This window comes from Bacillus sp. 7705b (genome assembly GCF_002289525.1).
Classification (GTDB): domain Bacteria; phylum Bacillota; class Bacilli; order Bacillales; family Bacillaceae; genus Bacillus; species Bacillus halotolerans.
This window is the reverse complement of the sequence record NZ_NSDH01000003.1, coordinates 119,854-142,727: the sequence shown is the minus strand read 5'-3', so window position 1 is coordinate 142,727 and position 22,874 is coordinate 119,854. Positions and strand designations below refer to the sequence as shown.

16 protein-coding genes and 2 pseudogenes are annotated in these 22,874 nt (G+C 40.8%); 1 reads left to right on the top strand and 17 read right to left on the bottom strand.

Annotation, left to right across the window (positions count from 1 at the left end; translation table 11 throughout):
* Window positions 1-4: 4 nt before the first annotated feature.
* The 16 genes and pseudogenes from CJU60_RS01090 to CJU60_RS01010 form a co-directional block, all read right to left on the bottom strand.
* Window positions 5-301 carry a YxiJ family protein gene (locus tag CJU60_RS01090; protein ID WP_095712670.1) on the bottom strand — a complete coding sequence of 99 codons (297 nt, stop codon included), beginning with the start codon at window positions 299-301 and terminating at the stop codon, window positions 5-7.
* Window positions 302-329: 28 nt separating this feature from the next.
* Window positions 330-830, bottom strand: a pseudogene (locus CJU60_RS01085) (DUF2716 domain-containing protein).
* A 15-nt stretch (window positions 831-845) separates the two neighbouring features.
* On the bottom strand, window positions 846-1,298 hold the full coding sequence (locus CJU60_RS01080) for a hypothetical protein (RefSeq protein WP_095712771.1): 453 nt from the start codon (window positions 1,296-1,298) through the stop codon (window positions 846-848).
* Between the two features lie 72 nt (window positions 1,299-1,370).
* Window positions 1,371-1,697, bottom strand: a pseudogene (locus CJU60_RS01075) (DNA-binding protein); the annotation flags it as partial.
* A 47-nt stretch (window positions 1,698-1,744) separates the two neighbouring features.
* On the bottom strand, window positions 1,745-1,915 hold the full coding sequence (locus CJU60_RS01070; RefSeq protein ID WP_176471062.1) for a hypothetical protein: 171 nt from the start codon (window positions 1,913-1,915) through the stop codon (window positions 1,745-1,747).
* 327 nt (window positions 1,916-2,242) lie between these two features.
* Entirely contained in the window at window positions 2,243-2,917 is a 675-nt protein-coding gene (locus CJU60_RS01065; protein ID WP_095712669.1) for a DUF7003 family protein, read from the bottom strand.
* A gap of 155 nt (window positions 2,918-3,072) precedes the next feature.
* Window positions 3,073-3,771, bottom strand: a complete 699-nt coding sequence (locus CJU60_RS01060; RefSeq protein ID WP_255237528.1) for a DUF7003 family protein — start codon at window positions 3,769-3,771, stop codon at window positions 3,073-3,075.
* Window positions 3,768-10,796, bottom strand: coding sequence for a tRNA nuclease WapA (gene wapA / locus CJU60_RS01055; protein WP_095712667.1), 7,029 nt, complete (start codon window positions 10,794-10,796; stop codon window positions 3,768-3,770). Before wapA ends, CJU60_RS01060 begins: the two co-directional genes overlap by 4 nt.
* A 170-nt stretch (window positions 10,797-10,966) precedes the next feature.
* Window positions 10,967-11,902, bottom strand: a complete 936-nt coding sequence (locus CJU60_RS01050) for a DMT family transporter (RefSeq protein WP_095712666.1) — start codon at window positions 11,900-11,902, stop codon at window positions 10,967-10,969.
* Window positions 11,903-12,061: 159 nt separating this feature from the next.
* Window positions 12,062-12,508, bottom strand: coding sequence for a universal stress protein (locus tag CJU60_RS01045; protein ID WP_095712665.1), 447 nt, complete (start codon window positions 12,506-12,508; stop codon window positions 12,062-12,064).
* Between the two features lie 102 nt (window positions 12,509-12,610).
* Window positions 12,611-14,020: an aryl-phospho-beta-d-glucosidase gene (gene bglH, locus CJU60_RS01040; RefSeq protein WP_095712664.1), complete on the bottom strand. Its 1,410-nt coding sequence runs from the start codon at window positions 14,018-14,020 to the stop codon at window positions 12,611-12,613.
* Window positions 14,021-14,046: 26 nt separating this feature from the next.
* A complete protein-coding gene (locus tag CJU60_RS01035; RefSeq protein WP_095712663.1) occupies window positions 14,047-15,885 on the bottom strand; it encodes a beta-glucoside-specific PTS transporter subunit IIABC in 1,839 nt (612 codons plus the stop codon).
* A gap of 461 nt (window positions 15,886-16,346) precedes the next feature.
* The gene (locus CJU60_RS01025) at window positions 16,347-16,706 is read right to left on the bottom strand and encodes a hypothetical protein (RefSeq protein WP_095712770.1); all 360 of its coding nucleotides are present in this window, start codon (window positions 16,704-16,706) and stop codon (window positions 16,347-16,349) included.
* 5 nt (window positions 16,707-16,711) lie between these two features.
* On the bottom strand, window positions 16,712-18,373 hold the full coding sequence (locus CJU60_RS01020; RefSeq protein WP_232351000.1) for a T7SS effector LXG polymorphic toxin: 1,662 nt from the start codon (window positions 18,371-18,373) through the stop codon (window positions 16,712-16,714).
* 19 nt (window positions 18,374-18,392) lie between these two features.
* On the bottom strand, window positions 18,393-18,662 hold the full coding sequence (locus CJU60_RS01015) for a YwqI/YxiC family protein (RefSeq protein WP_044160050.1): 270 nt from the start codon (window positions 18,660-18,662) through the stop codon (window positions 18,393-18,395).
* Window positions 18,663-18,673: 11 nt separating this feature from the next.
* Window positions 18,674-19,039 carry a YwqH-like family protein gene (locus CJU60_RS01010; protein WP_009968400.1) on the bottom strand — a complete coding sequence of 122 codons (366 nt, stop codon included), beginning with the start codon at window positions 19,037-19,039 and terminating at the stop codon, window positions 18,674-18,676.
* A 308-nt stretch (window positions 19,040-19,347) separates the two neighbouring features.
* Here CJU60_RS01010 and CJU60_RS01005 point away from each other — a divergent pair, with 308 nt between their 5' ends.
* Entirely contained in the window at window positions 19,348-22,476 is a 3,129-nt protein-coding gene (locus CJU60_RS01005; RefSeq protein WP_095712661.1) for a DUF3427 domain-containing protein, read from the top strand.
* On the opposite strand, the gene mutT is transcribed toward CJU60_RS01005, so the two are convergent.
* Window positions 22,465-22,854, bottom strand: a complete 390-nt coding sequence (gene mutT / locus CJU60_RS01000) for an 8-oxo-dGTP diphosphatase MutT (protein WP_095712660.1) — start codon at window positions 22,852-22,854, stop codon at window positions 22,465-22,467. The genes CJU60_RS01005 and mutT overlap by 12 nt on opposite strands.
* Window positions 22,855-22,874: the final 20 nt, after the last annotated feature.

The window sequence follows — 22,874 nt, the reverse complement described above, 5'->3', positions numbered from 1 at the left end:
CTTATCAGTTGGATAGCGTAGCGCAAATTTCTTGTCTGACTTGCTCGTACAAAAGAATGTGATGATACAAATCGGTATCGTGTTTGATCATATCCGGCGGGATGTCAGGATACAGCTCAAAAAAGCTTTTCTCCAACGAATGCCGCTGATGCCGGGGCATCCTTTTATTCGCCAGCACATAACTCAAACTGCCAGCAACAAGCATAAAAAACTCATATATTTCCGCTTCAAAGCCGTACAATTCATCAGGATACGGCTTTTCTTCAAGCTCCTGCTGTCTCTTTCTCAGTTTTTGAAACATGCTGATTACCTCCATCCGACACATGAACTCATCTATTTTGAAACAGGATAGGCGGATATTTATCTATCGCCTTCAATAACTCTTCACCAAACACAGTGATTGTACATTTCCACGAATCACCCAAAAGCCCCCAAGAAAAGCCCCCAAGAAAAGCCCTGATGAAAAAAGAAATAGTAGTCTCCGTTTGGAAATACCGGAACAGGCCATTCGCCAAATTCATCCTTAGGCATTGTCTGGTGAGGGCTAAAGATATAGCCGTCATGCTGCCAGTCTAATGCGTACATCACATCGTTCTTTCCAGTACATGATTGAAATGCTTTTAAAATAAATTCTCTAAATCACTCAGCACTCCGCTCACATCATTATGACCAGCTTTACTGCTCATCCCGCTTGAGATATCAAACACTCGATATGGATCAGGCGAGATGATGTGATGACATCTGCTTCCAGGCTTCCATCTTATGAGCTGGTTCACTTCTGACCAGCTGCTGTCTTGTTTTGTCTGACTTAAAGTGCGCCAATTCATCATGATCTCATCAACACCTTATTGGATATCCTGCTTATAAACACCAGAAGAAGTCACTGCGTAAACAGCGTTACTTGTCAGTTTCAGCTGTTGAACGTCTAGGGCTTCACCGTTCGAGTCACAGCACTTCACCTCTTGCATCGGCAGACTCACATCAGCAGAAATCAAATAAAGAGACGGCTTAAGGTCTGCTCTGTAACAGTTGACCGTCCCGATCCAAAAACCTTCTTTAGTTACTGTGAGCTGATCAAACACTTCTGATTTAGGTGCTTCATCCGACAGAATCCACACCCTTCTCACAACCGTTTCATCAAATGCGGCAATGACTGCATCTCCGTAATACAGCATATAAATCAATCCGTTTTTTTCTACAAGCCCATAACATTCATCTACAACCGGTGCATCCATTTCTTCAAGCTTTCTATCAATATACATTTCCTTCTGCTTACCATCTAACGTAAAACACCACACACTATCACCCTTGGGATTTTCATCATGATAAATGCCTTCATCACATAAACCGACCCAAAAGTGTTGCTTCCCATCAAGAAGACAGCAGGAGACCCCTGAAGGCAAACAAAAAGCACTTCTCACTCTTCCCTCTTCTGAAAATACCTTTACCTTCGGCTCATGCGAATCGTAATAAACGAAAACATAGCTATTTGCACATTGTTGAAAGAGCAGAATATCGCTGCATGTAATCTGCTCTTTCACTTTAAAATCCTGAACAACACCGGAAGGATCATAGATTGAAATAGTGAGATCACCTTTCACCCCTTTTCCAATGTAGACACGTCCCTGTGCATCAGCATGGAAAAAACAATCTTGGGTGTCCTTGTTGGTGATTTTATTCATGTTTAATTTTTTCATTGGTTATGCTCCCAAGTTAGAAATGGCCAAATTTGTTCTCTTACTCGTTAACCTAATACTTCATAAAATTGTTTTGAATCAAAAGAAACAGTCTCAGCCTTTACTCTATCTGAATAATACTCTGTAATTACAGGATTTGATAGGCTTCCGATTCCTTCCGGGTGATAACTAATCTTGAAAATTTGCCAATTGAACTCCTCCGGAACAACTTTTTCCAATCGAATGTTCCCATCACGTCCATTAAAATAAACAAAAGCCAGTTTCTTCGTCTTATTGGTAGCCTGCGTAGCGGCATTTTTCTATTTTTATCCATGGTTAGTCGTCTTTTACTTCATTAAATATTTCGGATTGTTATTTTATCCCACCAACCATCTAGCCTTGTACTGGTGAGTTCTGACCGCATTGGTGAAATGCCGATAGTTCCTCACTATGAACTGAAGATGAAAGAAACCATAAGAAGTTACCGGTTTTATAAACTGTATTTATTGAACTAAATTATTATATTTTAAGTACTAGTTTTTCAGATTAGACGTTTCCCTAGCAACTCATTCGATATCATAATCTTCCCATTCTTTCCAATGGTTATTAGGAACTCCTACATTAACTGGAGCTATACCATCTTCAAGGTATTGAGCAAATGATTGAAACGAAATTGATTGACTTGGATCTGTTAGATAATCAGGATATTCCCAGTTCTCTGTTTCGTATACACCTTCATCATCACCTTTTAAACCTAGTTCACTCTCAAGTCTTTTGGATTTAATCCAAAGCGCTTCTCTAAAATTAGCATCCTCAAACAAATTTCTAAAATATGCTTTCCATGCCTTTTCTTTGGTTTGCTTTTGGAATTCATTTCTTTGGTGAACATTTACGCAGTAAAGGGACCCTGCAATTTCAATTTTCACTACTTCGCTTAATTGATTAATGTTACTTTCACTATATGTTACTTTCTCACCTTTTTTGGTCTTTAAAACGATGTCATCTATTATTATCAATTTGTAGTTCTCTGAAAAACAATTACTATAGGCATGAACAGAAAGAAAAGGTCCCTTATTATCTATTTGGAAGCATTGGATTGCCAGTAACCAGTGCTCTTTATTTAATCGTCTTAAGGTACATTTACTTCCTATATAATTAGATTCGCGCCATTCGAAAAGTGGTCGATTTAATTCACTGAATTCGTCGTCTAATAGATCAAGAATTTCTGTTTTTTTTATCAATGTTTAATCTCCTTTTTTATACTGCTTTTTTCTTTATATCCAGTAACATCCAATAATACTTTGTAGACTATCTAACTCTTTATATCGTACACAGAATATTCGAGTGATTTGAACGTTATGAATATACAGCCATAGGCTGTATATCCATATCATCTTCAATAATACTCAACAGAATCGGAAGATGTCCATGTTGCCCAATCTGTGTTACCTTCATCATGTTTCTGGATACATGTAGCATCTTTACAACAAATTGCTTGAGCAATGGATTGAAAGAAAGGAGAACGGCTAGGAAAATTCTTTTCTGTTTCTGGATGCATCCATGATTCAGTTGAACACAGTTGGTCATACTCACAGGAGAGACCTGCTAATTGTAGTTGTTCTTGTTTTGTCAACCAGAGTGCGTCGAGGAATAAACGATTTTTAATCATCTGCCTTAAACATGTAATCCATTCATTCTCTGATATAATCTTTGCTTGTATTTCCTGCTCAATGAAAAATTGAAATGTTCTCTCTCTAAGGAACACACTGATTTGTTTTCTAGTAAAACCCGGTTCTACATCTTCCAATTCCAGTTGGTTTCCTATTTCATCTACAAAACAAAACGGTTCATCCACTAAATAACTTGCTACATTATTTGTTAATTGATTTCCAAACGCATAAAAGTCAATGGCTGGTCCCAATTTCGACAATCCAAACAACTGGATCGTTAAAAGCCAGTTGTCTCCATCAACAAATACCGAAAGCTTTCCTTTGGCGAAATCAAAATTCGAATTACAAATAAAAGGGAACTCTCCCTTTTTGAATGAATCGTTAAGTAATGCTAGAATCGCTTCTTTTTTCCCCAATTTCCTCACCTCCGTTGATGTCTTTTTCTCAAGATAGAACTTGTATATCCTCCCTGTTTCCGCGAACAAGTTTGACAGTGAGGATATAGCCTTTGGCGCTGGCCTTTCTTCCTTAATTTTGATACTGGTTGGTGATCCGCAATCCAATTTCCGCTTTTAGTTCCAGGGTGCCTTCTACCACAAGTGTGACAGCCATATTTATTCCCAATTTTGTTTAATACTCTTCTTTCCTTTTTATTTAACCTGCTACTTGTACTTCTTGCAGGAATTGACCTTTTAGCGTATTTACCTGGTTTTAAATACTTCTTAGCTCCCTTCGCAACACCTAAAATCTTCTTGGCGCCTTTAAGCACTTTTCCAGGCCCAAAGTTAGAAGCCGCTGCCCAAGCAACACCTTTCCATCCTTTACCTGATTTATATGCCTTATACCCATCATAGGCTGCAAATCCGGCATTTACCACAAGCCAAGCCCAATGCCCATCTGGATCAACATTCATCACCGGGTTATTATTTCCATAAGTATACCCATTCTGATCCAATGAATCACCGTCACTGCCCGGGTCTGGGTCAAGTGAGAGGAACACGCCGTTTCTTGGCTCGTAGTAGCGGGCCATGAGATAGTATAGGCCGGTTTCTTCGTCGTATTGGTAGCCTGCGTAGCGGTAGCGGTTGTCTTTTACTTCATCGCTTGCTTCGGTTTTTGTTGGATTTCCCCATGTGTCATATTGATACTTAGCAACAGTTTTTCCAGTGCTGTCTGAGATCGCGATGACGTCTCCGTGTGCATTGTAATGATAGAAATATTTCTTGCCATTCTCCGTGTAGGATAACAGCTGGCCGCTGTCACCGTACGTGTATGATTTTGTGACTTTGTTGTCCGCGTCTGTTTCATACAAGACGTTCAGGCTGTCTCCGTCGTAGAAGTAGTTCGTAACGTTTCCGTTGACGGTTTTTTGGATTCTGTTTCCTTTTTCGTCATATTTGTATGTTGCGAAAGGCTTGTCTTCGCCTTTTTTTGTAACGGCAGTAAGGTTATCCTCTGCATCCCACGTATATGTGAATTTGCCGTCGGATGTGCGGTTGCCGTTTTTATCGTAAGACATGCTTTCATCATTGACTTTTGTCAGCTGGTTCATGATGTTGAAGGAAGCGGTCACCGTTTTACTTGAACCGTTTTTTACAGTTGTAACGGTTTTCCGGTTCCCGAATCCGTCATATGTGTATTCAATGACAGTACCGTCTTCATGGGTTTCTTTGACAAGTTGATTCAGCTTTCCATACTCATATTTCACCTTGCCGCTTGCTGAGCTGTTTATCGTTGTGCGGTTGCCGTTTGCATCGTATTCATAGCTTTCCGTCAGAATGCTTCCGCCATTTTTGTCGCCGATATGCAGCGAGCTTACAAGGTTTCTTTCGTCATATGAAAAACTTGTTCCGCCGCCGTTGCCCGTAATAAAGGTTTGGACGTTGCCATTTTCATCATAATCAAATGAATAGGAAGATGTACTATCTTTCATCTCAACCATTTGATCCAGTTTGTTATACGTAAATTGATTCGTTCCTTTTTGGTCCCCATGGCTCCATGAGAAGGTTTTCAGCTTATCGGAGTCACTAGGATATGTCCAAGTTTGGCTGCCGCCGCGGTCAGTCAATTCGGTTAAACGGTTTTTGTTGTCAAATGTCCGTTTCTTTGTGGTGTTCTGCTCTTTATTGACGACCGATGTTTCATTTCCATTTTTGTCATACGTGAAATTGTACTTTTCTGTACCGTTATACGATTTTGATTTCACCCGGTCTGTTCCATCATAAGAAAGAGACACTTCGTTGCCATTCGGTGAAATGGTTTTGGTTAGATTGCTGTTGGCATCATATTCACTTGCTAGCACATTACCCAGAGGGTCAGTTGTTTTGACAAGCTTGCCCATGACATCATATTCGTATTTATAGGTTTGATCTGCTCCCGCCCGAATGGTTTTGCTTACCTCATTGCCTTCCTTATCATAGCTGTGAAGGATAGACGTGCCGTTAGAGAGCGTCATGTTTGTCAATTGGTCTGCCTGATCATACGTATAGGTTGTTTTTTCACCTTTTGCATCCGTTTCAGCCGTTTTCTTACCAGTTTCATCGTAATCAGTTGAAGTAGAGTATCCTAGTTCATCTTCTTCCTTGGTCACATAGTTTCCATTGCTGTCATACGTGCTTTTTGTTAAAAGGCTTCCTTCAATCAGACGGATATCATCAAACCACGCTGTTCCTGTCGCACTTTTTTGGAACAGTATGCTGATATCGACTTTATTAATCGGCTTTGTTTTTGGTATAACAACAGCTGCACGGTTCCATTCCTGTGTTCCAGAAGGGAATTTCGCATTGTATACGCCTGTGCTTCCGTCCGCATAAGTAACATTAGCCTGCAAAGAATAGTCTTTTTCATCTGTGAACTTGACACTGCTTGCTTTCGACATGCCTGTCAGTGTGAGATAAACCGGTTTGTCGTTTGCACTTTGCCCTAAGACAATGGTTTGTTTTGTTACTGATCCAGCTTGGGACGCACTGGTCCGGGCAGCTTTTAATGATACTTCATCATTAAAGCCTTCTTCAGAATCAACGGATGCCCCGCTTGCGCTCCAGTTTTCCGTTGCTGCTGTGAAACTGCTGTTTTGAACTGGGTTATAGCTTGACGATACTTCGCCTTTTTCCAGCTGGACTTCATCAAACCATGCTTTTCCTTTGCCATCTTTATCTCTATGATCGACTTCCATATACACAACAGCTTTTCCTGCATTTGCTGGAGTCGTAAAAGTGATTTGCCGTTTTGTCCAGTCATTTTTCCCGGCTAGTGCACTGTATTCATTGTGAATCCATTGAATTCGTTTTTGATCTTTGTCTCGCAAATCAATGTTAAAGTAGGCTCTTGATTTCACTAGATCTGTTTTGATTTTCCCGCTTAATGTATAGGTTGTATTCGGCTCCAGTTCCACTGTTTGTGTCGCTGACGAATACCCATGATCTGTTCCGGCAGACGTTGATTGGCTCAAGACTTCCAATGCCTTTGATCCGGAAAGAACCCCGCTTTTATCGGCGATGACTGAGATTTTGCCGCTGTCTTTAGATGCGGTCAGATTCCAGCCGGATTTTTGCGCTTCAAAGCTTCCATCTTTCAGGATATTGGTTGAGGCTGATAACTCTTTGCTGGATTGAATCTGATTTCCGTATTTATCATAAACGGCTGCTGAAGATGATTTTCCGCTCTGATCGGTTTCGGATACAGCATCTAGTCCGTCATAGGCAATATCCGTGACATTGCCCTCGGTATCCTTCATCTTTGTGACATCGTTGTTTTTGTTGTATTCGTATGTCTCAGTTCCATATGCGTCTTTAACAGACGTAACGTTGCCATCTTTGTCATATTGATAGCTTTCCGTTGCTTTTCCTGTTCCGACGTCGTTTGGATCTACATCTTCTACGACATTGTTGCCTTCATACTTTGTATTCGTTGTAATTTTTAACCCTTCCGCATCATCAATGACCTGAATCGGATTTCCCGCTTCATTATAGCCGTACTGTACTTTCCGGCCATTCGGCTGTGTCATGAGAAGCGTCTTTTTATCAGCATCATAGCTATAGACATATGTTTCTTTCTTAGCGTTAATCGCTTTATCGAGACGGTGCCCGCTATACTGATATTCGGTAAAGACAGGCTTTGCTTCGGTACTGTTGGCTGAATATTGTTTAACAAGGCGTCCTTCACCATCGTAGTCATAGCTTGTGACAGTCCCATCTGTATCCGTGACTTTCTTCAGCAAATCATTCTCATATGAGTAGGTGACTTTCTTATTCTTAGGTCCGGTGATGGAAGTCACATGGCCATTTTCATCATATGTGAATGTGAGCTTGCGGCCCGATGCATCTGTAATGGCTGTCAGTTGATTCTTGTCATTGTAAGTGTAGACGGTTGCATTGTTGTGGCCATCCACTATCTTTTGAAGCTTGCCGCCTTTTTTATTGAAATAAGCGTTTGTTTGATCCTTTGTTTTTAATATGAACTGATCAGCTGTTTCTGTTAATTCAAGATAGACACCGGTCGGCGGCTGATACGTGCCATCGGCTTTTTTAGTAAAGCGATGAGTAGTAGCGTCTTCATCAATATACATTGCCCCGCCGTCCGTCGAGATGACAGATGTTTCTGCATCAGCATACCAGCCTTGTCCAAATAAGTGATCGGAGCTGTCAAGACTGTTGTAGGTTCTCGATAAGCCAAGTCCCGGTCCGCGCCCGTCAATTGACAGATCCTCTTCATTCACAATAACATTGCCTGTCGCACCGTTTAACTGGCCGCTTGGGATATCAATGATAGACCAGTATTCTTCTGTTCCAAGGAATTCTGCGCCTTCATGGAACGTTGGGTTAAAGGGTGCTGTCGGAATCGTTTCACCATTCGCATCATAGGCGGAAAGAGTGAAGGAATAATTCTTCTTCCCTTTGTAATTTCCATTTGCATTGTTATAGACAGGTGACGGGTCAAGTGCCAATTCACGGCCTTTTCCGTCTGTATGCAGCTTGTAGCTTCCGGCTTTTATTTCCTCAGAAGTCGGCCAAATGTTTTTATTTTGGGTTGTCCAATGATCCACGTCCCCAACATCATAGGACTGATATTCTTTTCCGTTATAGATATTAATTTTATAGCCTTTCGCATTTTGAACCTTTTCCCATATCAAATTCACATAACCGGTTTGGCTTGATTTTGTGTTTGTATACACATAACCGGATAAGTTCTTTGGTTTAGCGATATCAGGAAGTGTCGGGTTGGCAGCCGGTGATGCAATGGCTTCGCCATCTTTGTTATAGGCGATTATTTTAAATGAGTAATTTTTTTTGGCTGCATCCCCACCGGCGTTTTTATAGGTTGGTCCGGGATTGATCGGCAGCTCTGCTCCGTTTCCATCCTTTAGGTGAAGAGCATATTTTCCCGCTTTAATTTCTGCACTTGTCGGCCAGATCTTTTTCCCCTTGGTGGTCCAAGACGTCTGATTTCCGAGATCAAGTGTTTCAAAGCCTTTCCCATTGAACACCTGAACTTTATAGCCAGTTGCACCGGATACAGCTTTCCAAGAAAGATCGAAGTATCCTGTGGCATTCCCATTATTAAATGCCTTTGTTGACGGTGCTTGTGCTTTCCCTACATTAGGGATAACAGGCTTTGCCGGTGCGGACATCGCCCCTTCTCCCTGATCAAAAATCGCGCTGACCCCGATCCAATAGTTTTTGCTTGTGGCATAGGTTCCGCCGGAGTTCTTATACACTGGAGATGGATCTAGCGCTAATTCAGTTCCGCCTTTTCCATCAAGGTGAAGCTTGTACTTACCGGATGAAATTTCTGCACTTGTCGGCCAAATGTTTTTCCCTTTTGTGCTCCAGGATGTCGTGTTGCCGACTGAGATCGCTTGATATTCTTTACCATTATAAATCCATACCTTATAGCCTTTTGCACCCTCGGCCTTTTTCCAACTGATATTGAAAAAACCAGTGCCGTTCCCGTTATTGTATGCCTTAACAGCAGGTGTGCTCGCCTTCGGGATGGTGTATGTCACTTCAATATAAGGCTTATTGTTTGAGTTCGCTGAGGAAATTAGTTTTTTCCAGTATTCCTTACCGTTTCCGTTTGCATGAAGCTTAAATCCATAATTGGCCCCGCCGGAGTTCCATGACTTTACAGCGGCGGTCACATCGTAACTCGCCCACTGTCCTTTATGGACGTCGGCTTTTCCGATATTTTTAGATGCCGGTTTGGTGTTCCATGTTACTTTTGCATGATCATAATTGCTGTTGACTGTATCCAGCCAAAGACCAGTTGCCTTTGTTCCATAATAGGAATGGGCTACGTATGTTTTTAATGTAGCTTTGCTGACTGTCATATTTTGAATCGGTTTTAAATTGTTAAATTTCATAAACGCATAATTGGTGCCTGTTGTTTTGTCGTAATAACCCGTTTTCAGCACATAGGCCTTCAGATTAGCATCCCATTTCTGCGAAGATGCCGAATAGTTGGTCGTCGGGTAGGCACTCATGACAAACGTATCTGATGAAACAGATAAAGACGTTGACGGGTCGATAGACACTGGATACACGCGTTCAGGGTCTTTCAGCCAGTTCTCGTCTGCCGTGAGATGAAGCAAATACCCTTCTTTATTCTTTTCCAGCTTATAGCTGACTTTTTCTGATCGTCCCACCTCGCCGGAAAGTTCATCCAGTTTTGAATCAGTCATAAAAGGTTTAGGCACAGAAAAAACAACTTTTCCTTTTTCATCAGAAAAATCTATTGATCCATCCTCTTGTTCTTTTGCCTGCAAATCGGTTTTCACCTGAAATGAAAATGTGTTGTATCCGTCATACTGATGAAGGACTAAATCTTCTTTTATGTTTTCGTTGAATGTGAAAGTCTGAAGATCAATGTTCGGAAAAACATCCGGATAAACAATCTCATTACCATCAGTCTTATAATCTGCTGGAGTATCTTTCGGAGTAAGTGAAGTTTTATTTGGACCTTTTGCTTCTACAAGTGAATATGTAAGCTTGTGATCATTGTGCTCAAAAGTCGCATAAAGTCCGTTCTTCATTTGCTTTTGAAAATCTGAATTCAAAACAGCATTTTCAGTTTCAACTTGTTTGCTTGTCGTTTCTTTTAATTCAGGAGAAATCTCCTCCCAGTCTGCATTCGATGTTTCCTTTGTATGAATAGGATCAAGGTATACTTCCTGTTTATAAACACCGTCCCCTTCATAATAAAGCTTTGTGTTTTCCGTTCTTTCTGAGGTGATTTCTCCCTCTTTGTTTATATCCTTCTCATTAAATGGTACAGCTTTCTCTATTTGATCATTCTGAAGGGTTTCTTCCGGATCAGCAGTTGCGACACGATTTCCGGACTCTTCTTCTGAAGTTTTTGCCAGTACATCTACTGGCAATAATGAAATCATTAGCGCCAACACTAAACATACGGCAATGAATCTCTTAACGTTCCGCCTCTTTCTTTTTTTCATTTTCTCTCTCCTTTTGTAATAAAAGTAATATTTACTCAACAATGTTAACGTCACTGAAATATTATTACAATATTTTTCTAGAAAATTTATCTTATTTTAAGATTTAAACAGAGCAAAAAGACCCAAAAAACCAAAAAAAGGCCCATTTAAGGCCTTTACACTTTTTTCTATCATGATTGAAATTGTTCTAAATCCTTTTCTTCAGCAGCTGCATCCGCCCTCCCCTGCCTCCTAACAAGCGTCAAAGCCATACCCGCAAAGATCATTGCAATGCCGAGTGTCTGAAAAAGATCCGGGCGGAATCCCGTAAACACGGTATCGAGCACGATCGCGACAGCGGGGTCGAGGAAGACAATGACCGAAATAAATTTCGTTGATAAAAATCGCAAACTGTCAAAAAACAGCAAATACACAATACCTGTATGAATAATACCAGTGGAGACGACCATGATCCAGTTTCCCTGAGACAGGTTTGCAAAAGCGCCGAAGTGAATAAACGGAATCAGGATGATAACCCCTAAACCGGTTTGCAGGAAGGTGGTCGTGTAAGGACTGAGGTTGTGAATGCCTTTTCCCAATAAAGTGGTGAACGCATAAAACAGTGCGGCGAGAACTGCCCATATGATCCCTGATCCCATCAGCTGTGTCAATGAAGTGCTGCCGTTAATCCCGGAAATCAGCGCCGTTCCAAGAAAGCAGATGATAATGGAGCTGACGGAGATCACATTTAATTTTTCTCTATAGATGATACTCCCCAGGAGAAGAACAAGCACAGGTGCAAGGTGGTATACAGAGATGGCAATTGTAACTGACGTTTCTTCAAAAGACTTAAATAAGAAGACCCAATTGAATACCAGAAAGAAACCGCATGCTAATGTTTGAAGGACTTCCCGCTTGCTCCATTTTTCATTTTTATGCTGACCGGACACCAGCCAGCAGAAGCTTAAAAATAGCGTCGCGCAAAGGCAGCGGACAAAGACCAATTCAAATGACTGCAAATTGGTATGCTCAGAGAAAAAGCCGATAGAACCGAAAATCACCATGGAAATGACCATTTTCAACACGGCTGTTGATTTTTGTTTTTGTAATATGAGATTTTGCTGCATCAAATGCCCCCCCAGTGTAGCTATCTTCAGATATAAGAGAAAATCCTCTTTTTTACATATTGATACTATTATAAAGGAAGCAGTTCCATAAATCACCCAGAGTTATTTTACGAATCTATACATAAAAAAAGCGCCTTGTAGGCGCTTTTTTCTTCTTATCTATCGAACAATTAAAACCGGACAAGTTGATAATTGAGACACTTTATGGCTGACGCTTCCAAGCATCATTTCTTTCAGGCCGCTGATGCCCCGGCTTCCTACTACGATCAGGCTAACGCCTTTCTCTTTTGCGGTATTTAAAATTTCGTGTGCCGGCTCTCCCTGTGCGTAAATGATGTCGGCTTGAACACCGCTCTCGGCCGCTTTCGCTTTCGCGTTCTCAAGGATGTGTAAGCCTTCTTTTTTCACTTCTTGCCTGATTTCATCAATAAAATGTTCTGGTACATAGACAATCCCGGTCAGAGAAGAAGTCGCTACGACGGCTTCTCTCCCCACATGAAGGATGCTTAGTTCTGCCTGCTGTTCTTTTGCCAGATGCACTACGGCATCAAGGGCTTTTGCACTCATTTCTGACCCGTCAATCGCAACTAACATTTTGTTAAACATACGCTTCCCGCCTTTCGGACTGTGGGTGGTTCATCTTTCTCTTTTATTGTCCGCCTGCTGTCTGTTATTGTCAATTGGGGTGTATGTTTATTCATAAAGTTGTCAGAGACTTTCTCCGTTTGTGGCAATGACCTGCTGATACCAGCCGAAGCTTTTTTTCTTGATGCGATTCAATGTTCCGTTCCCCTCATTGTCTCGATCAACATAAATGTAGCCATAGCGTTTTTTCATTTCGGCAGTGGACGCGCTGACAAGGTCAATCGGTCCCCATGATGTGTATCCGATCAGCTCAACACCGTCAGCAATCGCTTCACGCGCTTCCATTAAGTGGTCCCGCAGATAGTCAATTCTGTAATCATCGTGAATGGAGCCGTCCTCCTCAACTTTGTCTGCCGCGCCAAGGCCGTTTTCCACGATAAACAGCGGCTTCTGATAGCGGTCGTATAACGTGTTGAGCGTGATGCGCAAGCCTTTCGGGTCAATCTGCCAGCCCCATTCTGATGATTTAAGATATGGATTTTTCACACCGCCCAGCAGATTGCCCCCTGATTTCGCAAGATCTTCAGGATCGGTGCTCGCCGCCATGGACATGTAGTAGCTAAATCCGATGTAATCGACCGTATGTTTTTTCAACAATTCCTCATCGCCTTCAGCCATTTCAATTTCAATATTGTTTTCTGCCAGATAGCGTTTCATATATCCCGGGTACGCACCTCTTGCCTGCACATCTGAGAAGAAAAGTGTTTTGCGCTCATTCTCCATTGCCGCGAAGACATCCTCCGGCTTAGAGGTCATCGGATAGGTTGTTGTCGCGGCGATCATACAGCCAATTTTTGAGTCGGGAATGATCTCATGCCCCGCTTTAACGGCAAGGGCGCTGGCGACAAACTGGTGATGTGCGGCCTGGTACATCGCGTTCAATTGATGTTCTCCTTCTTCAAAAACAAGACCGCCGCCTGTAAACGGTGCATGGAGGACCACATTAATTTCGTTGAATGTCATCCAGTACTTCACTTTGTGTTGATAGCGTTTGAAAACAGTTCTGGCATAGCGTTCATAAAACTCTATGACTTTGCGGTTCTTCCAGCCGCCATAATGTTTCACAAGACCGAGCGGCATTTCATAATGAGAGATGGTCACGACTGGCTCAATATGATGCTTTAACAGCTCATCAAACAGATCGTCATAAAATTTGAGGCCTTCTTCATTTGGCTCCTCTTCATCGCCATTCGGAAAAATTCTTGTCCACGCAATCGAAGTGCGGAACGCTTTGAAACCCATTTCTGCAAATAAGGCAATATCCTCTTTATAACGATGATAAAAATCAATTCCGGTATGATACAGATTTAAAGAAGTCATCGATTCATCAAATGGAGACATGATGCCGTTCGGTGATACATCAGCTGTTGAAAGTCCCTTGCCGCCCTCGTTATAAGCACCCTCCACTTGGTTGGCAGCGACCGCGCCGCCCCATAAAAATCCTTCTGGAAATCGTTTTGCATTTGCACTCATTACAGTTCACCTCATCAGTTTATTTTTTAAGATAAAGCAAGCAGCGCTTCTTTTGTTTGAACCCTGCCGATTTCTTTTACCGGCGAAAATGAATATCGGTCTGTGTTAGTGACGATAACCGGGGTGATCACGTCATATCCAGCTGCTTTAATCTGTTCCAGATCAAAGGAAACGAGAGGATCTCCAGGCGCGACCTTGTCGCCTTCTTTGACATGTGACGTGAACCATTGGCCCTCCAGTTTGACAGTGTCCAATCCAATGTGTATGAGGATTTCAGCTCCCTGATCACTCGTAATGCCAATGGCGTGCTTTGTTTTAAAAACGGTGGTAACGCTTCCATACACAGGTGAAACCACTTCTCCTTCTTCAGGCTCAATAGCAAATCCTTTTCCCATAATCCCGGCAGAAAACACTCCGTCATTGACTTCGCTTAATGCCTTGACTTCACCTTTAATCGGACTGTGAATGATTTCTCCGCTGCCCTCATGGCCATTTGTCACAGAAGGCTGCTGATCACTTTCAGACGGTATATCCTCGAATCCAATAAGATAAGCTGCCGCTGTTCCCGCAACAAACGCAATCACAAGACCAATTATCGCGTAAATAAACGTTGGGCCGATAAAGACCGGGATACTCGGCAGCCCTGCGTTGCCTCCGACAATGTAGGAAGCGACACCCGTAACGCCGTAAAATGCGCCGCCAGCCGCACCGCCAAGCAAAGCGGCCGCAAACGGTTTCTTCAAACGCATATTCACGCCGTACATCGCGGGTTCTGTAATTCCCATCAGCGCCGTCACACTTGTGGTAAGCGCAAGCGATTTAAATTTCTTATTTCTGGAGCGAAGAAAAACCGCAAAAGATGCGCCGGCCTGCCCCATATTCGCCAAAAACATGGCGGGCAGCAAATAATCATGGCCGTTTTGCGCGATGTTGTTAATCATAATCGGCACCAATGCATAATGCATGCCCGTCATAATGATCAAAGAGAACGTTCCCGCAAGCAAAATCATCGCCACAAGCCCGGCATGAGCAAATAAATAGTTTACGCCGACAGACAAGTATTCTCCTAAAATAGCACCCAGCGGACCAACTGTAATCAATGTCAGCGGCACGACGATCAATAATGTCAGGGTCGGAACGACAATCAATTTGAGAGAAGAATGCGTGATTCGGTCAATCCCCTTTTCCACATACGATGCGATCCAAATCGCAAGCAAAATCGGGATGACCGTTGATGAATAAGTGGCAGCGGTTACAGGAAGCCCGATAAAGGAAATGCTTTTCCCTGAACTGAGCAGCGCCGTCAAATCCGGATGCAGAATCGCCGCTGCAATCGCCGCCGCTACATACGGATTGCTTCCAAACTTTCTCGCCGCACTCATCGCAAGCAGGAGCGGAAGAAAGTAGAACGCACCGTCACCAACAGCTGACAGAATGACATGGACCTGGCTCTTTTCCGCTATCCAGCCGAATGTGACCGCTAACGCAACGAGCCCTTTGATCATCCCCGCTCCCGCAATCGCAGGCAGAATCGGTGTAAACACACCAGAAATCACATCAAAGACCGCACTCAGCACATTCTTTTTCTGGCCAGATGCCCCGGCGCTCTTTTCATCACTGAGGCTGCTGTTTTGCAAAATCGCCTGATACACCTTCGGCACATCATTTCCGATGATAATTTGAAACTGCTCGCCGCTGATATTGGTGCCCATCACACCCGGCAGCTGCTCCAATTGACTCCGGTCCGCTTTCGAATTGTCATAAAGATTAAAACGCAGTCTCGTCATGCAATGAATCACGCGCTGAACGTTTTCTTCACCGCCTACGAGTTGTAATATGTCTCTCGATAATTTATCATAATCCATGTGTATACCTCCTTTTTTTGGGGGAACCGGCTGGATGAAAGGTGGCCGCCTTTCTCCAGCTTTTTTGTATTTAATGCTGCATCACCTCCAAAATGAGAATAAAAAAAACCTAAATGACACAGATTGCGAGAGTCTCCTCCTGCACCTGTACCATTTAGGTTTTGCCTGCTTTCGCAGTAACAATCCTGACGGGTCGCTGTATTTGTTTTGTAGGTATACTTTAGCACTAGATTTATGGGATGTCAACGCTTTCATTTTCCTTCTATTACAATATGCCGATAATTTTTTTCAAGAATGAGAACTACCAACCATTATTTTGAGAATAATAACAAATATATTTAACATAAACTTTTAGGCTTGGAAATGTTATAGTTTTTTGTTTTCTCATATCAAATACATCAAAATTACAAATAGAAGCTGGTTCCCAGCTTCTATTTGTCGAAAACCTGAAAGGTCCAGATTTAATCGTATTCAATTACAACAGTTTTATTTTTTGCATTTTCAAGAAATTGTATAATCTCTTGAACTAATTCTACTAATTCTTTTTTAAAACCATCTGAAGTATCTAGTTTGTTTACATCAAAACTTTTCATTTGATCTATTGTTAATTGTACGTCTTCTATGACCCAAGGTGAGTCATCATACCAGCCTTCTTGATAAAAGTATTCTTTAATAATTCCCTCTTTTTCTAGATTGTTATCTAATAAAGCTTTTAATAAAGTTTCAAAGTATCCATTCCACATGATGAACTTGTTTTCTCCATCAAATAAGGCAAGTTCAGGTTCACCCTCAAATCCATCATAAAATTTTGTATTTAACAACTCAATCAATCCTTCCAATGGCCTTTTTCTAAAATTCTTAATTGGTCTTTAGTAGCTGTCCCGGCTTTTCTTTCCCTAATAGCTTCAAACCACTTATGTCCTTCAACCCACTCGTTTTCTCCGATTTTAAAGAACCTTTGTGGTTGTTGTCCACCATTTCCCGGAACAGTTTTTTGTACAACCCACGTATTCCCTTGGTTTTTAGGCGCCCCAGGCGTACTTGTGTGCCATCTGACCTCATATTTGTATGTTCCATCGTTCCATTTATAAGTTATTTGTTCATAATCAGTTTTCGATTGAGCTTTGATTTTTGCAGCATCGGGGATTCTAATCGGAGCCCTCTTGGAATATTCTTTGGCTATTTTTATTTGTTCATCAGCTGTCATTTCTGAAAATTTAACTTTACTTGCTGATTTAGAATTTTTCTTCTCTCCTTTAGCAACTTTCTCTGCCGTTCTCTCCCTTTTCTCAACTTTCGAAACTTCATCAGTGGCTTTCTCTGCTTTCTTAGACACTTTAGCTAGTTTATTTCCCCGTCGAATCCATTTGATAACTTTAGCAGGCGGCGTTATATTAACACCAGCTTTGAATCGATCTAGAAGTGAGAGTTTTTCATGTGTATGGGGGTCAAATCCTAATGCTGCTCGTTCCCAATCGTCTGCACTAAATAACTCCAAACCCATTTCTAAGTATCTCTCTATATCACTTTCATTGTCATCTGGTTCTGGAGGTTCATCAATACACTCTATCTTGACAATTATATTTCCATCTATGTAGGCACAGTAAGTTATTCCATCAATAGTTTTATAAATTTTCTGTAGTTTTTTTATATCCTCTTCACTATATACTTTCTTGGTGACTTTTTGACTCTTTATCATTTGTTCTAGGCGATTATGGGCAGCCAGCGAATCAACTTCAGTACCTTCTTTCTCTCCTAGCTTCTTCAACATCATCTCCATCGGTGATTCATCCGGCTGTTTCATTTGCGGATTGATGGCGCCGAAGGTTTGGTTGATGTTTTCTTCTTCCTTTGATTTCAAGATGGAGCCGCTTTTGTAGCCTGTGATTTCAATTTTCGGACCGGTGTACATGGTTTCGAGCTGGTCTATATATTTTTTCATCGTTTGTAAATCTGATTTTGGCGTTTCTAGTGCTTGGGTTTGCTGGCCGTCAAATTGAAAGAGCTTATTCAGGGTGTCCGAAATCAGTCGCTCAGCCTGTTCTGTTTCCATCCGGAAAAAGGAGTCATTGACTGTCGGCAGGCTGACGATGTGGCCGATGGCTGATGTCTGGCGATTCACTGCGTCTGTGAGCTGCTCTGTCACTTCTCGTGCATGCTTGACCCCGTGTCTCGCGTCGTGTGAGAGAAAAGCCTCTGCGATCATGCCGTGGGAGTCAGATTCTACAGAGGAAATCGCTTGCTGTGTTTGTTTCAGCACTTTTTTGTATTCGTCGATAAACATGCCAAAGAAAAGGAGAAAAGGCTTGTGGCACTCCTCGTAAAAGGTCCGGATGGCATCTCCGCCTTTTCCTTTTAACGCATCCTTCATGCCTGCCAGATGCTCAACACTTTTTTCCAGCTTCTCCAGCTGCTGTTTTTGCTTGTCCAGTTTCTCAATCGTATGCTGAATGCCCTCGTGAAGAGCGTGGACATCTAATGTTTTCAATCCCTTGTCCTCCCGCGCTTTATTTCATGGAAGATGATATGTTTTCGTCCGTTTCCTTCATGGCGTTTACCGCGCTTTCCGTTTGTGCGATATGTTTGGCCAGAACGGATGCATATGCTTCAGTGAGCTCTTTGATGTCCTCATTTAATTGCTCGATGGACTTCACAACGTTTAAATGATTTCTGCCTGAGAGATGGCCGGGCACGGAGGACTTGAGTTCAGCTGAATTCTTGAGCTGAGAAAGCCCTTGCTTCACTGTGCCATAGACCATTTTGATTTCCTGTGCCAATTGTGCTCACCTCACTTTTTATGTTTTTCCTTCTCTATTTCATGCTCTATTCTCGTAATTTGGCGTCTTATGGAATAGACGTCTCCCTCTAATGAGTGGATTTTTCCTTCGATGCTTTCGATGATACCGCTGACTTGATCACTTTTGATTTGCTGATATGCTTTGTTCATTCCTTCACGAATATCTTCAAACCGCTCCGCATGTGTTCCTCTCCATGCCTCTCGGTTAAGGTGAGGCCGGTGAATGAGATGCTGGGCCTCAGAAAAATCGTGTTTGATTTGTCTGATTTCGTGCAGCACTCGTTTTAATTGATGGATCTGTTCCTGTTTTTCATGTAAGTCGGCTTTTACCGAATGTAACAACATTTCACTATGCATGCCGCAACACCTCGTGTTTCTATCAAACTGTGTAAATTCTTTACAATACAGACTATTTTCATATTACATGATGGGTCATATTGGATAAATAGGTAAAAAGGTTTGTCTTATAGAGAGTGTAAATAAGTATATTTATCTATCATCCTCTCCATTTCACTTTCTCGCGAATGTTATTCAACTTACACAGGACTATAAGCGCAGGTACAATTATCCTCATTTGATTCGCAATGCCATTTGCAAATCCCTGTTACCTATAGTCAATAATAATGATAAAATTAGGATATCTATCTAAATATGGGGAGCAAAAAATGACAAAAAACAGTGGTTTTCATGAAGAATTGCAAGAAAAAAACAAGCTTTATCCCGCCGAACATCAATTTCAACCTGTTTTACCGAAAGAATATGCAGAAATTTTAACTTTACATATCGCTAAACAATTTGGCGAGAAAATCAAAACGCTTGTTCAACATGGACAATATCATCAGGCGGTTGAATTAACCCAAAAAATATCTTCTGATCTTGGTAATGATACTGCCTTTGCAATTCCACTTTCTACAGTTCTTTATCATTTAGATGACATGGATCTTCCTTTATCGGAGCATTTTTCACTATCACGGTTGAATCTGCTCGGAAACCATAGAGCGGATGATAATTTTTTTAAAACATTAAAGAATGAAATGTTAACTGCTGATCGTGTGGATTTTATGGTCAGTTTTACAAGATGGTCTGGTGTCCAACTTCTTATTCCACCATTACAAGAGCTCAATAAACGTAATGTGCCAGTACGTATTATCACATCAACATATATGGGAATTACTGAACCTAAAGCACTTAAACAACTCATGCAATTTCAAAATGTCGACTTAAGAATTGTAAATGATTACCGTCAATCTTTTCATACAAAAGCTTACTTATTTGAACGTCTTTCAGGGCAACATAGTGTCATTATTGGATCATCAAATCTTTCGCAATCCGCTCTGACCACTGGGTATGAGCTAAATGCGAGAATACCTGATACAAAATATCTTCCTATTTTTCAACAAACAAAAAATGTCTTTAATAAAGTATGGCTCGAAAAAACACAACCGGTCGATGACCAGTTCTTAAAAGCTTATGAAGAATTTCAAGCAGCTAACCACAAAATGAGCGCGTCTCTCGTCTCTCAAAACTCTCTTTATCAAACAAAAATACAACCTAATGCCATGCAAGAAATAGCTCTTAAAAACCTCAAGAAAACGAGAGAGCAAGGTGAGGAAAAGGCTGTTATTATCGCTGCAACTGGTACAGGAAAAACATATCTTGCAGCATTTGATTTTTCCGAATATCAACCAAAAAAATATCTTTTTATCGCTCATCGTGAGGAGTTACTAACTAAAGCTATTGAAACATTTGAAAAAGTCACAAATGACCCTGATAACTTTGGATTGTTAACTGGATCGAAAAAAGAATGGAATAAAAGGTTTTTATTTAGCACAGTTCAAACCTTGCATAAAGAAGAAACATTAAAACGGTTTGCACCAAATGAATTTGATTACATTGTCATTGATGAATTTCATCATGCAGAAGCCTCTACCTATCAATCAGTGTTGAATTACTTTAAACCTGAATTCTTATTAGGTTTAACTGCAACTCCAGAACGTTTAGACGGTAAAGATGTGCTTGAGATCTGCAATCATAATGTTGTCTATGAAATTCGCCTTCGAGATGCGTTAGAAGCTGAATTGCTCGCCCCATTTCATTACTTTGGTATTCCGGATCATACTGTTGATTACGATAAAGTAAAAATAACAAATGGGGTCTATGATGAACGCTCCCTGGTCAACCACTTGAAAAACCATGAGCGAGTCGATTATGTAATAAAGATGATAAATATGTACGGTTTCCACGGAGAAAAAATGTGTGGGTTGGGCTTCTGTACTAACGTTGAACATGCCCAATATATGAGCCAAGAATTTAATCAATTAGGATTCCATACAACATATTTAACAGGGCAGGATTCCTCAGCACAACGTCAGAAAGTGATTAGAGAACTTGAAGATCCGCATCATAGTTTAGAACTGATTTTCACAGTAGATATTTTTAATGAAGGCATTGATATACCAAAATTAAACTTACTGCTTTTTTTGAGGCCAACTGAATCACCTACCATATTTATTCAACAGTTAGGAAGAGGATTAAGGAAGGCTGATGATAAAGAGTTTGTAACGGTACTTGATTTTATAGGAAACTATCAAAAATCATTTGTCATACCGCTAGCCCTTTCTGGACAAACAAGTCAAAAATCGTTTGATAAAGATTCGTTGCGAGTTGCAGTTACCCATGAGTTTGCAGACTTACCTGGTGGGTCTTATGTAGATCTTTCATCTGTAACGAAGAAACATATTTTACATAAAATAGATAGTATTAAACTAAATTCAGCTGCCATGCTAAAAACATTATATTATCAATTTAAACGAGATATTGGGCGTTCCCCAGAGCTACTTGATTTTCTTTATTCAGATCAAGCTCCAGGGCTTACCTTTTTTATAAAAAAATATAAGTCTTGGGTTGAAACGAAAAGAAAAATGGATGACCTTCATTCTTTAGATAAAGAAGTATTAAATGATTCGTTAGTTTTAAGAATGGTATCCTGGTTAGAGCAACAGTTTCCTATCAAGTGGCCTTATGATTTATTAGTGTTGCAATGTGGATTTAATACAAGAAGAATCACTGTCGATGATGTTAAAAAATCTTTAAAAGATACATTTCATTTACAAATCAAAAACACGAATATACACGACAACTTGATTAAACGATCTATGGAGCGCTTAGCCACACCAAAACAACAATGGTGTTTTGGTGTAATAGAGGAAAATACGTTCATACTACAATCAGATATTATTGAACGTTTATGCCATCCTCAGTTTGGTCCTTATATTAAGGAGCGTATCCAATATGGTTTAACTGAATTTAGACGTATGAATAATATAGAAGCACTTTTATCTAGTGAACTACAACTCACCTTGTATCAAACATATACTAGAAATGAACTCATACATTTATTTCAATCAACTGATCAAGAGGGGACGTGGCGAGAAGGTGTAAGGAGAGTTAACAATAATTACTTAATTTTTATTACATTAAATAAATCTGAAAAAGTTGAGGACCATTTGTTATATAAAGATTACTTTATGGATCCCTATCATTTTCATTGGCAAAGTCAAAATCAAACATCACATGATTCTACTGTAGGTCAGAATTTTATTAACCATAGACAAAGAGAATATAAAATACATCTATTCGTACGTAAATTTAACGAAATGCATGACATCACCTTACCTTTTATTTATCTAGGTAAAGTAGATTACGTATCAAGCAATGGGGACAAACCTATGAATGTAATATGGAAGCTTCATCAGCCTGTCCCAGAAAACTTGTATGTTGATTTAATTAACTAGTGCATTTACAGTTGGAAGATCAGCAGGTGCCCATTCAAGTGACTCAAGTTCACTCACGGGCACCCATCTGAGTTCCGCATGTTCTTTGGCAACAGGTTCACCCTCAACAATTTTCGCTTGAATAGAAATCAAATTAACAATGACTTTCTCATATTCGTGATGAATGTCAGCGATAATTTCACCTGCTTCAATCTTACAACCAAGCTCCTCATGAATTTCTCTGACAAGAGCTTCTCGTGCATTCTCTCCCTCTTCAAGTTTCCCTCCTGGGAATTCCCATAGATTGGCCAAAGACATGGTTGGCGAACGAAGTGCACATAATATCATATCATTATCGTTTTGAATTACTGCTGCAGCTACTTTGATTGTTTTTTTCATTTTATTTTTTCCTTTCATTT